This is a genomic window from Erwinia sp. S38 (assembly GCF_016624545.1).
GTDB lineage: Bacteria > Pseudomonadota > Gammaproteobacteria > Enterobacterales > Enterobacteriaceae > Erwinia > Erwinia coffeiphila.
In genome coordinates this window covers 1-12,204 of the sequence record NZ_JACVTS010000019.1, presented here as the reverse complement: position 1 = coordinate 12,204, position 12,204 = coordinate 1, and the positions used below count along the sequence as shown (strand labels likewise).

Sequence of the window (12,204 nt, the reverse complement as noted above, 5' to 3'; positions counted from 1 at the left end):
TATCCTTATTATGAGTTGACGATATTTTTACACCGGGCAACCTGCTTTACGCAAAATGGAGTTGAATCTTTCCGGGTCGCTACTGCCGCTGGCATTATTTTCCCTGATGGCTTCTTCTTTCTTTAAATGAGCTTTAGCGCGTACCAGCACGCTCTCTGCATCAGAAGGTGAAATCGCCAGTGCGCCATCGCTGTCTGCCAGGACCAGATCGCCGGGGTTAACTACCATGCCGCAGCAGGCAATGGGCACATTCACTTCTCCCGGTCCGCTTTTATCCGGTCCACGATGGGTATGGCCTTTGGCAAATACCGGCACCTGGCCGTCCGCCCACTCGGCTAAGTCCCTGATAGCTCCATCAACGATAAATCCGGCAATTTTCTTCGTTAGCGCAGTCGTACGGATCAATCCACCAATCAGCGCCTGGGTAAGGTCACCGCCGCCGTCAATAACGATCACATCGCCGGGCTGCGCCTGTTCCAGTGCCTTATGGATCATCAGATTATCCCCGGGGCGCACTTTAACGGTGATGGCCGGACCGCAGATGCTGATATTGACGTCCTGGTGGTAGCGCTGTAATCCGGTCGCTCCGCTTATTCGACCAGTGCAGTCGCCTGCTACCGCCACGGGGATAGAATGAAACTCTGCAACAATGTCCGATGAGAGAAGATTCTTGCGCTCGGCAATATAAAATCCGGCTGGCCAGCTGCTACGTTCGTTATTCATAGTACCTCTGCATTAATATTATCTGTTTACGCCTGTTATCCGTGCGGACATTATTGTTACCAGTATTCATTTCCACTAATATACTTTTTTATTTAATCGATGAATTTCAGGAATGAATGATGAATAACAGAGAGTTAGGCTATTTTATGGAAGCGGCTCGCATCATGAATTTGGGACTGGCTTCACAAAACCTCAATATCACTCAGCCAGCACTCTCTAAGTCGATCGCTCGCCTGGAAAAAGATCTCAATATCAAGCTGTTCAAGCGATCCGGGCGAGGGCTGGTACTGACCGAAGCGGGCAGCATCCTCTACCAGCGCGGACTGATGCTGCAAAGTTCATGGCATGATGTAGCGAAAACCATGGCGGAGTTGAGCAACGGTCGTCGGGGAGTAGTGCGGGTTGGCAGCGCGGGTTCGGCAACCCAGTTTCTGCTGCCGGAAGTCTGTAAGCGCCTGCAGCAGGAAGCGCCGAATGTGAAGCTGGAGATCCAGATCGGGATGAATGATGTACTTTTCAGCCTGCTTGATAAGCATGAACTGGATATCATCATCGGCCCGCTGGTGGGGTATAACAAACCGGTGGTGCAGCTTCCGGTAACCACCGATCGGGTCGTGGTCGCGGCTTCACGATCTCATCCTTTGGCTGACGGTCCCGCGAGCCTGCGCGATCTCAGCCGCTATGGCTGGATACTGCCGGCAAAAACCGTCTCCATGCGTCAGTGGCTGGAACGCATATTCTATGAAAATCACTGCGCCGCCCCCGAGGTAAAAATTGAGATCAGTTCTCTGGCTGCCGTACCGGGGTTGATTGCCAGCAGTGGCCTGCTGAGTTTTATTTCTGAAAATAGCCTGGCTGAAAAAGAATTTGCCTCGCTGCTGACGCGCATCGATAACAACCAGTTGGTGATGGCGCGCCGCGTGGGCATTACCTATTTGCAGGATGCCTTTCTGTCACCGGCTACGCAGCAGGTTATTGATATTACCTGTGCGTATGGGCAGCAATAAGAAATAATGCACCTTAAAAAACCTATTCACGATGTGGCGAATGATTAAGTTCTCCACGTCAGTGCCATTTTTTTTATTTAGATAAATGAAAATTTCTTGTTGTTCTTAATCATCATTAACCTTTAAGCCGGTGAACTTGTGCAGCCTGATTAGCCGGGCTATTCTTTCTGAATCATCCGCTCTCAAATACCAGACTATGAAACTATACCGGATAGACAATCAGTTACTCTATAATCCTGCTGACCGCTCTTTGGTAAGAATTGATGACGATCTCTCCAGGATGGTTCTTAGTCATATAAGTAACCGGCTATTTTGTCTTTTCCTGGAAAGCGACGGTAGCGCGATTCCACGTAATATCATTCTACAAAAAGTCTGGGATGAACACAGTCTGACCGCTTCTGGCAGCAATCTTAATAATTATATCAGCGGGTTAAGGAAGCATCTCGTTGCACTTGGCCTGGAAATACCGTTGATCATCACAGAACCCAAAATTGGCTTCAGAATAGATGCCGCTCGGGTGAGCGTTGAGGTTTATCCTGATGAGATACGGACGGAAAGTATCCCGGATACCGTGACCAACGTCGATGAAAAGCCAGGTCATTTTACAGAGAAGCTATCCGGCTCCGGAAGCCGTTTTTACTCGCTAAAAAGGGTCTGGTTTTGGCTCGCTAGCATCGTCGCGGCGGGAACACTGGTTTTGTTTTTGTGGGAAGGGATCACCGCTTTTTATGCTCCTGAACCCCGTATAATAAGTGGCGTTCACTACTCTTTCACTGAGGGTGGTTGTTCATTCTTCCCCCCCGAAAATAGCTATAGCAGTTTCGATGTTGAAAATTTTCGTAGAGTCATTTTATCACTGGTAAAAAAATATTCTGCGCCCTGCCATGGGAGCGGTATTGTCATTTATGATTTATTTGGCGTATTTAATAATAATATTTATAACGGCAGGGCACTCGTTTCTAATTGTGAGGCTGAAGGTAATTCAATAGTAAGCTGCAAGAGTTATTTTATATACTCAGTAAGTGATCATCATGAATAAAATTATTGTTTTTTTTACACTGGCTGTTTTTTTACTGATTTCTTTCAGTGTGTTTTATTACAAGAAGTCCTCTGAAACGACTATGCTCGATTTCGAATGTGTAAGTCAGTTTACCTTTCTGCTGGGTGAAAAAGAATCGCCGCCGAAAGAAAGTGCCATGCTGTGTTATCATGCAAAACCTGATGGTACAGGGCTGTACAGCGTTGATGGCATCTTCGATAGCGGAACGAAAAAATATCGCGTTGCCCGTACCGTTCATTTCACCTATAAACCCTATGGTAATGAGACCTATCATTTTACCGTCACCGCCGTTGAGATTAACCAGCGAGAAACTGTGCCACAGGCACTTTACTGGCAATACTTATCGGATAAAGTGGGCACTACCCGCGTATCCAAAATCAGTAAGCTTGGTCGCGATGCTTATATCCTCGGCACAGCAACAACGCCTATGGTGATTTGTACCCGAGCCAGATGATCAACGGTTTTGTCTGCCGAGTGTTTTCAGTGCTGCGATCATTTTTCTTAACAAATATTCGCGGTCGCATGGGGCGGCATAGCATTATCATCGCAGACCGGGCAGGCTGGAACTCCTGTGAGGTTGTGATATCTAATGCTGAAACTCAGTAAATATCAGCCTGATTGAGTTAGCCAACCTGATACCTGTGGCGACAGCATGTTGGCGTGTCGCTGGTCGTCGTTAAAAGTGGAGACGTTATGCGTAAGTTGCAAGTGATATTATGTTCAGCGGTATTCTCAACGTTGGCTCTTACCGGCGTTTCTGCCGCCTGGGCCGAAGGCGAGCAGAGTGCGGCACAACCGGCCCCTGAGTCAGTTTCTCAGGAGACGGATACAGCCGCCCCGGAAAGTCCGGCTACTGAAGCACCAGCCGAAACCGCTACCGCTGAGCAGTCATCCGATCAGGCCGTACAGGCTCTGGCTAATTCTGCCGATCCCTATAGCGTAAAAAGTTTCTTCGCTGACTTTACGCATTTTGCCATTGGCGACACGGTGCCTGAACTTTATCGTACGAAAAAATATGAAGTGACCCAGTGGACGGTGCGCCATCTTCCTGCGCCTGTTGCAGAAAGCCACTGGACTTACATGGGCGGCAATTATGTGATGATCGCCAATGCTGACGGGAAAATCCTCCAGGCAGAATCGGGTGAGATCTATTATAAACACTGATTGAAACACGGCGGCGGGGCGTTTTTTCTACCCGCTGCGCAGTTTTATCGCCCGGCAGGTAAATCCCCTTTAATTCCATCCTGACTCTGTTTTACCATCTGCTTTCTGATATTTCATGCACGGCAAAATGGATACCCCATGCGTTTTCTGGCAACTCTTCTTCCCGCAGTCGCATTACTTTCCGCCTGTAGCAGCCAGCCGCAGCAGGCTCCGGCTGAACCGCACGGTAATCCGTTTAAGGGAAACGGCGGTTTTCTGTTAAGCCCCGATCACTCGGCCGCTCCGTTCGGCGGTGACTTTTCCGATAACCAGGCGGCCAATGCCTTTATCGACAAAATGGTGCGCGAGCACGGTTTCGAGCGTCAGCAGCTCCATGATGTGCTTGGACAGGCGAAGAATCTGGACTGGGTAATCCGCCTGATGGATCGCCAGGCACCGACGACGGCTCAGGGGCCAACCGGGCCTAACGGCGCCTGGATACGCTACCGCAGCAAGTTTATTACGCCGGACAACGTGCAGAACGGCGTTGCCTTCTGGAATCAGTATCAGGATGCATTGCAGCGCGCGCAGCAGGTTTACGGCGTGCCGCCGGAAATCATTGTCGGGATTATCGGCGTTGAGACGCGCTGGGGCAGGGTGATGGGCAAAACGCGTATCCTTGATGCGCTGGCGACGCTGTCCTTTAACTATCCGCGCCGTGCCGCCTACTTCAGCGGCGAGCTGGAAACCTTCCTGCTGATGGCGCGTGAAGAAGGTGATGACCCGCTGAATCTGCGCGGTTCTTTTGCCGGTGCGATGGGCTACGGCCAGTTTATGCCATCGGCATTTAAACAGTATGCGGTGGACTTCAACGGTGACGGGCATATTAACCTCTGGGACCCGGTGGATGCGATCGGCAGTGTCGCGCACTATTTTCAGGCTCACGGCTGGCTGACTAACGGTACGGTTGCCGTGCAGGCTAATGGCCAGGCTCCGGGGATGGAAAGCGGATTCAAAACGCGCTATTCGGTAGCGACTCTTGCCGCCGCCGGACTGTCGCCACAGATCCCGCTGGATAATAACCAGCAGGTCAGTCTGCTCAAGTTCGATATGGGGACCAGCTATCAATACTGGTACGGCCTGCCGAACTTCTATGCGATCACCCGCTATAACCACAGCAACCATTACGCAATGGCCGTATGGCAGCTGGGGGAAGCGGTAGGGCGCGCGCGTCAGGGGATGTAGCGCCTGCAGGATAAATTGTTGCGATTTCGTTATTTATCGCCAGCGCGGCCGGGCCTACACTGTGTCCGGTCGCACTACTTACTGAGCGAGGAATAATGAAAGACTGGAACCCCGATCTTTACCGGCAGTTTGAAGCAGAACGCACCCGTCCGGCACAGGAGTTGCTGAGCCGAATCCCACTGACCCACGTTACCTTTGCTACCGATCTCGGCTGTGGGCCGGGCAACAGTACCGAACTTCTTTGTCGCGCCTGGCCTGATGCGCATATTACCGGGCTGGACAGTTCGCAGGCGATGCTCGACAAAGCGCAACAGCGGCTGCCCGGCTGCGCTTTTGCCCGTGAAGATATTCGCCAGTGGCGGGCTGATCAGCCGCAGGATGTCATCTATGCCAATGCTTCGTTGCAGTGGCTGACGGACCATCAGACTCTATTACCCCATCTGCTCGCTCAGCTCTCCTCGTCGGGTGTGCTGGCGGTACAAATGCCGGATAACCTTGAACAGCCGACTCATCGTCTGATGCGCGAAGTGGCGCAGCGTGCGCCGTGGGTGGATATCATCGATCCGCAGGCAGCCGACAGAAAGAGGTTGCTGTCCACCGAGCAGTATTACGATCTGCTGTGCGCGGCCGGCTGTCGTGTGGATATCTGGCGTACCACCTACTATCACGTGATGCCTTCGCCACAGGCGATTGTTGACTGGCTGCGAGCGACCGGGTTACGGCCGTTTCTTGCCGCACTGGATGAGCAGCAGCAGGGGGCGTTTCTGGCAGCTTATCAATCGGAAATTGCACAGGCTTACCCTGCCCGTGCCGATGGTAACCTGCTGATGGCTTTCCCCCGTCTGTTTATGGTGGCACAGAAAATTTAACACGCGGCTGGAAGAGGGGCCGCAAAAATGGCGTCCTCTGCTTCCCGTCCCCTGGAAAAATGTTAGGCTTTGCGGCAATAAACATTGAAAAAGGTACGTACCATGACGGATGAGCAATTAACGCAGTTAAGTATCCGTGTCGGTCAGCAGCTGTTAGCCCGTGGCGAAACAGTGACTACCGCCGAATCCTGCACCGGGGGATGGATAGCTAAAGTACTGACCGATATTGCGGGCAGCTCTGCCTGGTTTCATCGTGGCTTTGTGACTTACAGTAATGATGCCAAGCAGCAAATGATCGGCGTCAGTGAGCGTTCGCTGGCGGCGCATGGTGCGGTCAGTGAGCCCGTCGTGCGTGAGATGGCGCAGGGTGCGCTGCGCGAAGCCGCTGCTGATTTTGCGATCTCGGTAAGTGGTATTGCCGGGCCGGATGGCGGCAGCGAGGAAAAACCCGTGGGTACGGTATGGTTCGGTTTTGCCCGTGCTGGCGGTGAAGTGCTGGCAGAGCGCTACTGTTTCAGCGGAGACCGTGAGTCCGTTCGCCGTCAGGCAACAGCCCGGGCACTACAGACCTTACTCGATCGCTTTCTGAAAAATTAAACTTGATACTGTATGACCATACAGTATAATCACTGCATATTTTAGAGACAAAGCAGCGTCCGCGTGTGCTTTACCCGCATGACTAGGAGTAAAAATGGCTATTGACGAAAACAAGCAAAAAGCACTGGCAGCAGCGCTGGGCCAGATTGAAAAACAATTTGGTAAAGGCTCCATCATGCGCCTGGGTGAAGACCGTACTATGGATGTTGAAACCATCTCTACCGGTTCTTTATCGCTTGATATCGCGCTTGGCGCGGGCGGCCTGCCGATGGGCCGTATCGTCGAGATCTACGGACCAGAATCCTCAGGTAAAACCACGCTGACTCTGCAGGTGATTGCCGCCGCGCAGCGCAAAGGTAAAACCTGCGCCTTTATTGACGCCGAGCACGCGCTGGACCCTGTTTATGCCAAGAAGCTGGGCGTGGATATCGATAACCTGCTGTGTTCTCAGCCGGATACCGGTGAGCAGGCGCTGGAAATCTGTGATGCACTGGCGCGTTCAGGCGCAGTTGATGTCATCATCGTTGACTCCGTTGCTGCCCTGACGCCAAAAGCGGAAATCGAGGGTGAAATTGGTGACTCTCATATGGGCCTTGCGGCACGTATGATGAGCCAGGCGATGCGTAAGCTGGCTGGTAACCTGAAAAACTCCAATACGCTGCTGATCTTTATCAACCAGATCCGTATGAAGATTGGTGTGATGTTTGGTAACCCGGAAACCACTACCGGTGGTAACGCGCTGAAGTTCTATGCTTCCGTGCGTCTGGATATCCGCCGCATCGGCGCCATCAAAGAAGGCGACGAAGTTGTGGGTAGCGAAACCCGCGTTAAAGTGGTGAAGAATAAAATCGCTGCGCCTTTCCGCCAGGCGGAATTCCAGATCATGTACGGCGAAGGCATCAACATCTTCGGTGAGCTGGTGGATCTGGGCGTGAAGCACAAGCTGATTGAAAAAGCGGGTGCATGGTACAGCTATAACGGTGACAAAATCGGTCAGGGTAAAGCGAATGCGTCTAACTTCCTGAAAGAGAACCCGGAAAAAGCTAACGAAATCGATGCAAAGCTGCGTGAGCTGCTGCTGAATAACCAGGATCAGAAAGCTGATTTTGTGCCAACGGCAGAAGAAGCGGATGAGGAAACTCACGAAGACTTCTGATTCATCTGATGTTTTTTCCTGAAGAAAAGGAACGGTAACCCCGTTCCTTTTTTTATGGGCGCTTTATGTTCGTACAGGGCATCATAATCCGGCCAAACCTCCCTTCATCCGTGTGTATTTTCCTCGCCAGTCTTGCCGTCAGACGTTACCCTTATGGATGTATTTTTTGCATAAACATGGTGCCGCCTCTATGACAGAGCATTCAGAACGGACCCGACATACTCGCCTGCTGGAGCGAGCAACACGCATTCTCGCCATGCGCGATCACAGTGAGGCGGAGTTCCGCCGGAAGCTGGTGGTCGCCACAGAACGTGCGGCGCAGTTCTCCCGCAGTGAAACCCCGCCGGAGCCGTTAACTCCAGAAGAGATCGATCGGGTGGTGGCGTGGTGTTACCAGCACAACTGGCTGGATGATGCCCGTTTTGCTGAACGCTACCTGGCAGGGCGTAGTCGAAAAGGTTATGGCCCACAGCGTATCAGACTGGAGCTGGGGCAGAAGGGGGTGGACAAGGCCTTAATCGATGAGGCAATGTTTAACACGGAAACTGACTGGCAAAGTCTGGCTTTTAGTCTGGCCGAGCGGAAGTTTGGCTTACCGTTACCGACTGAATGGAAGGAAAAAGCCAAAGTGCAGCGTTATCTGATGACAAAAGGCTTCTTTATGGAAGATATCCGGTCGGTTTTCACAAATTTTGATGATTGAGCGCCAATGGGATTTTACTTCCCTCCGAAGAAAATTTATCTTATTCACCACTTTTTGTTCGTGTGTCGCCGCAGGAAAATGTAATACCGGCGCAGCAAGACCCACGAAACGTTCGTTAGCGTGATTCCAGGACAAATATGAGCAAGAGCACTGCGGAGATTCGTCAAGCGTTTCTCGACTTTTTCCAGAGCAAGGGACATCAGGTTGTAGCCAGTAGCTCCCTCGTCCCCAACAACGATCCGACTTTGCTGTTTACCAATGCCGGGATGAACCAGTTCAAGGATGTCTTCCTTGGCCAGGATAAGCGTAGCTATTCCCGTGCGACGACCTCACAGCGCTGCGTGCGCGCCGGTGGTAAACACAACGATCTTGAAAACGTTGGCTACACTGCCCGCCACCATACCTTCTTCGAGATGCTGGGCAACTTCAGTTTTGGTGACTATTTCAAGAAAGAGGCGATTGCCTTTGCCTGGGAACTGTTGACCGGACCTGAGTGGTTTGCACTGCCGAAAGAGAAGCTGTGGGTGACCGTGTACGAAACCGATGATGAAGCCTTTGATATCTGGGCGAATGAGATCGGCGTACCGCGCGAGCGTATTATTCGCATCGGCGACAATAAAGGTGGCGCTTACGCTTCAGATAACTTCTGGCAGATGGGCGATACCGGTCCTTGCGGTCCGTGTTCTGAAATTTTCTTCGATCACGGCGATCACATCTGGGGCGGACCTCCGGGTAGCCCGGAAGAGGACGGCGACCGCTACATTGAGATCTGGAACATCGTCTTTATGCAGTTCAACCGCCAGCCTGACGGTACGATGCTGCCGCTGCCTAAGCCGTCCGTGGATACCGGTATGGGCCTGGAGCGTATCTCAGCGGTTCTTCAGCATGTGAACTCGAACTATGAGATCGATCTGTTCGCTAAGCTGATTGCCTCTGTTGCAGAAGTGACCGGTGCCAGCGATCTCGGCAATAAATCACTGCGTGTGATTGCGGACCATATCCGTTCCTGTGCTTTCCTGATCGCCGATGGTGTTATTCCTTCGAATGAAAACCGTGGCTACGTTCTGCGTCGAATCATTCGTCGCGCGGTTCGCCACGGCAATATGCTGGGCGCGAAGGGCACCTTCTTCTATAAACTGGTTGCGCCGCTGATTGAAGTGATGGGCGCGGCGGGAGAAGAACTACAGCGTCAGCAGGCTCAGGTTGAGCAGGTTCTGAAGTCAGAAGAAGAGCAGTTTGCAAAAACGCTGGAACGTGGTCTGGCGCTGCTGGATTACGAGCTGGAAAAACTTCAGGGCGATACCCTGGACGGTGAAACCGTCTTCCGTCTGTATGATACCTTTGGCTTCCCGGTCGATTTGACCGCCGATGTGTGTCGTGAACGTAACCTGAAAATCGATGAAGAAGGCTTCGAGCGGGCAATGGAGCAACAGCGCCAGCGTGCGCGTGATGCCAGCGGTTTCGGTGCTGACTACAGCAGCGTGATCAGCATTGATAAAGCCTCTGCGTTTAAAGGCTATGACCAGCTGGCGCTGAATGCGACTGTTACCGCCATCTTCGTTAATGGCCAGGCGGCCAGTGAAATCACCGCCGGGCAGGAAGGGGTGATCGTTCTGGATGAAACGCCATTCTACGGCGAATCAGGCGGTCAGGTTGGTGATACGGGCGAACTGAAGGGCGAGAACACCAGCTTCACCGTAACCGATACCCAAAAATACGGTCAGGCTATTGGACACAGCGGCAAGCTGGCAGTGGGAACATTACGCGTTGGTGACCGCCTGGCGGCACAGGTGGATGAGGCGCGCCGTGCGCGTATTCGTCTTAACCACTCTGCAACGCACCTGCTGCATGCTGCACTGCGCCAGGTTCTGGGCGACCACGTTGCTCAGAAAGGCTCTCTGGTAAACGATAAGTACCTGCGTTTTGACTTCTCGCATTTTGAAGCGATGAAGCCGCAGGAGATCCGTCAGGTTGAAGAAATCGTCAACGCACAGATCCGTCGTAACCTGGCGATTGATACCAATATCATGGAGCTGGAAGCGGCAAGAGCCAAAGGTGCCATGGCGCTGTTTGGCGAGAAGTATGACGATCATGTTCGCGTCGTTGGTATGGGTGATTTCTCTACCGAGCTGTGCGGTGGTGTTCACGCCAGCCGTACTGGCGATATCGGCCTGTTCCGCATTCTGTCTGAGTCAGGCACGGCTGCGGGCGTGCGTCGTATTGAAGCCGTAACGGGCGAGGGCGCGCTGTCTCAGGTTTATAGCCAGAGCGAGCAGCTGCAGGATATTGCTCAGTTGGTGAAAGCCAATAGCAGCAACCTGAATGATAAAGTCCGTGCACTGATCGACCACGCACGCGGGCTGGAAAAAGAACTGCAGCAGCTGAAAGATCAGCAGGCCGCGCAGGAGAGTAACCTCCTGAGCAGCAAAGCGATTACCGTTAAGGGGACAAAGCTGCTGGTTAGCGAATTGAAAAACGTTGAGCCGAAAATGCTGCGTACGATGGTAGACGATCTGAAAAATCAGCTCGGCTCCGCGGTTATCGTTCTGGCAACGGTCGCAGAGGGAAAAGTCTCCCTGATTAGCGGGGTGACTAAAGACCTGACCGATCGTGTGAAGGCGGGTGAGCTGGTTGGCGAGCTTGCACAGCAGGTTGGCGGGAAAGGTGGCGGGCGGCCGGACATGGCTCAGGCGGGCGGCACAGATGCACAGGCACTCCCTGCTGCGCTGGCTGGCGTTGAGTCATGGGTGGCTGCAAAACTGTAACACCGATAAAAATGTATCGCTGATGAGCGCCAGGAAGCAAAAACCTGGCGCTCTTCATATGCGGTGCGCACTGTAATCATAAAGTCAGGTTGATGAGCAGGTTTTCGGCTAAACTAAGTATCAGCAGAATGTATTAGTATGAGGATGCACTCTTGGTGTATTTGTCATAATCTACATTGCACGTTGTATGATGGATAATGCCGGGAACAGTTAACCCGACTCTTTTAATCTTTCAAGGAGCAAAGAATGCTTATTCTAACTCGTCGAGTTGGTGAAACCCTCATGATCGGTGATGAGGTTACTGTAACTGTGCTGGGTGTTAAAGGTAACCAGGTCCGTATTGGCGTGAACGCCCCTAAAGAAGTATCGGTGCATCGCGAAGAGATTTATCAGCGTATTCAGGCTGAAAAAACTCAGCAAACCAGCTACTAACGTATTCAGCGCCTCGCTCTCTGTAGCGAGGCCACTGTTGTTTATCCTGATTTCCCCTCATTCATTCTCTCCGTCCTCACAATTCTTCTTTTCGTCTCTCTTTTTTTAACAAAACTGCCGGCCTGTTGGTTTTTATCTATTGTGCTTTTCATCGCAGAACGCCGTTTTCACTGTTGATAATTCACTCTTTTTGCCTTTAAAACCGCCGGATTGCATGGCTTTTGTGCAATTGAACGCAGAGGGTGAAAAAAGGGGGAGAAATTGTTTGACTTACTACGCCCAGAAAGTAATATGTGCGCCACGCAGTGCCGATGAGCAGTTAGAAAGTTCTGAAGCACAACTCGAAAGAGTGCTAGTGGTGAGGTGGCCGAGAGGCTGAAGGCGCTCCCCTGCTAAGGGAGTATGCGGTCAAAAGCTGCATCCGGGGTTCGAATCCCCGCCTCACCGCCATTTTGCATCCATAGCTCAGCTGGATAGAGTACTCGGCTACGAACCGAGCGGTCG

The 12,204-nt window shown here is 52.1% G+C and carries 12 protein-coding genes and 1 tRNA gene; 12 read left to right on the top strand and 1 reads right to left on the bottom strand.

Annotated features, from left to right (window positions below):
* Positions 1–27: 27 nt before the first annotated feature.
* Positions 28–723 (bottom strand): RraA family protein, encoded by a 696-nt coding sequence (locus tag IBT46_RS19500; RefSeq protein ID WP_200547016.1) that lies wholly within the window; start codon positions 721–723, stop codon positions 28–30.
* Between the two features lie 116 nt (positions 724–839).
* Between IBT46_RS19500 and IBT46_RS19495 the strand changes: the two genes are divergently transcribed.
* The 12 genes from IBT46_RS19495 to IBT46_RS19440 all read left to right on the top strand — a co-directional run bounded on the left by IBT46_RS19495 (position 840) and on the right by IBT46_RS19440 (position 12,150).
* Positions 840–1,730 carry a LysR family transcriptional regulator gene (locus tag IBT46_RS19495; protein ID WP_200547015.1) on the top strand — a complete coding sequence of 297 codons (891 nt, stop codon included), beginning with the start codon at positions 840–842 and terminating at the stop codon, positions 1,728–1,730.
* Positions 1,731–1,926: 196 nt separating this feature from the next.
* A complete protein-coding gene (locus IBT46_RS19490) occupies positions 1,927–2,769 on the top strand; it encodes a winged helix-turn-helix domain-containing protein (RefSeq protein WP_200547014.1) in 843 nt (280 codons plus the stop codon).
* Positions 2,762–3,244 carry a hypothetical protein gene (locus IBT46_RS19485; RefSeq protein ID WP_200547013.1) on the top strand — a complete coding sequence of 161 codons (483 nt, stop codon included), beginning with the start codon at positions 2,762–2,764 and terminating at the stop codon, positions 3,242–3,244. Before IBT46_RS19490 ends, IBT46_RS19485 begins: the two co-directional genes overlap by 8 nt.
* A gap of 239 nt (positions 3,245–3,483) precedes the next feature.
* The gene (locus IBT46_RS27655; protein ID WP_200547012.1) at positions 3,484–3,954 is read left to right on the top strand and encodes an RcnB family protein; all 471 of its coding nucleotides are present in this window, start codon (positions 3,484–3,486) and stop codon (positions 3,952–3,954) included.
* A gap of 138 nt (positions 3,955–4,092) precedes the next feature.
* Positions 4,093–5,178 (top strand): lytic murein transglycosylase B, encoded by a 1,086-nt coding sequence (mltB, locus tag IBT46_RS19475; RefSeq protein ID WP_200547011.1) that lies wholly within the window; start codon positions 4,093–4,095, stop codon positions 5,176–5,178.
* 95 nt (positions 5,179–5,273) lie between these two features.
* Positions 5,274–6,047, top strand: coding sequence for a trans-aconitate 2-methyltransferase (gene tam, locus IBT46_RS19470; RefSeq protein WP_200547010.1), 774 nt, complete (start codon positions 5,274–5,276; stop codon positions 6,045–6,047).
* Between the two features lie 102 nt (positions 6,048–6,149).
* A complete protein-coding gene (gene pncC, locus IBT46_RS19465; RefSeq protein WP_200547009.1) occupies positions 6,150–6,644 on the top strand; it encodes a nicotinamide-nucleotide amidase in 495 nt (164 codons plus the stop codon).
* A gap of 94 nt (positions 6,645–6,738) precedes the next feature.
* Positions 6,739–7,800: a recombinase RecA gene (gene recA, locus IBT46_RS19460; RefSeq protein ID WP_105593974.1), complete on the top strand. Its 1,062-nt coding sequence runs from the start codon at positions 6,739–6,741 to the stop codon at positions 7,798–7,800.
* A 190-nt stretch (positions 7,801–7,990) separates the two neighbouring features.
* On the top strand, positions 7,991–8,503 hold the full coding sequence (locus IBT46_RS19455) for a regulatory protein RecX (RefSeq protein WP_200547008.1): 513 nt from the start codon (positions 7,991–7,993) through the stop codon (positions 8,501–8,503).
* A gap of 137 nt (positions 8,504–8,640) precedes the next feature.
* Entirely contained in the window at positions 8,641–11,268 is a 2,628-nt protein-coding gene (gene alaS, locus IBT46_RS19450) for an alanine--tRNA ligase (protein WP_200547007.1), read from the top strand.
* 246 nt (positions 11,269–11,514) lie between these two features.
* Complete coding sequence (gene csrA, locus IBT46_RS19445; RefSeq protein ID WP_004155916.1) at positions 11,515–11,700, top strand: carbon storage regulator CsrA; 186 nt, start codon at positions 11,515–11,517, stop codon at positions 11,698–11,700.
* 357 nt (positions 11,701–12,057) lie between these two features.
* A tRNA-Ser gene (locus IBT46_RS19440) sits at positions 12,058–12,150 on the top strand.
* Positions 12,151–12,204 lie beyond the last annotated feature (54 nt).

Bases quoted from the DNA above. Each gene is read 5' to 3' on its own strand.
- alaS (WP_200547007.1), top strand. From the start codon at position 8,641: ATGAGCAAGAGCACTGCGGAGATTCGTCAAGCGTTTCTCGACTTTTTC.
- IBT46_RS19490 (WP_200547014.1), top strand. From the start codon at position 1,927: ATGAAACTATACCGGATAGACAATCAGTTACTCTATAATCCTGCTGAC.
- IBT46_RS19500 (WP_200547016.1), bottom strand. From the start codon at position 723: ATGAATAACGAACGTAGCAGCTGGCCAGCCGGATTTTATATTGCCGAG.
- IBT46_RS19455 (WP_200547008.1), top strand. From the start codon at position 7,991: ATGACAGAGCATTCAGAACGGACCCGACATACTCGCCTGCTGGAGCGA.
- csrA (WP_004155916.1), top strand. From the start codon at position 11,515: ATGCTTATTCTAACTCGTCGAGTTGGTGAAACCCTCATGATCGGTGAT.
- mltB (WP_200547011.1), top strand. From the start codon at position 4,093: ATGCGTTTTCTGGCAACTCTTCTTCCCGCAGTCGCATTACTTTCCGCC.
- IBT46_RS19495 (WP_200547015.1), top strand. From the start codon at position 840: ATGATGAATAACAGAGAGTTAGGCTATTTTATGGAAGCGGCTCGCATC.
- recA (WP_105593974.1), top strand. From the start codon at position 6,739: ATGGCTATTGACGAAAACAAGCAAAAAGCACTGGCAGCAGCGCTGGGC.
- tam (WP_200547010.1), top strand. From the start codon at position 5,274: ATGAAAGACTGGAACCCCGATCTTTACCGGCAGTTTGAAGCAGAACGC.
- pncC (WP_200547009.1), top strand. From the start codon at position 6,150: ATGACGGATGAGCAATTAACGCAGTTAAGTATCCGTGTCGGTCAGCAG.
- IBT46_RS19485 (WP_200547013.1), top strand. From the start codon at position 2,762: ATGAATAAAATTATTGTTTTTTTTACACTGGCTGTTTTTTTACTGATT.
- IBT46_RS27655 (WP_200547012.1), top strand. From the start codon at position 3,484: ATGCGTAAGTTGCAAGTGATATTATGTTCAGCGGTATTCTCAACGTTG.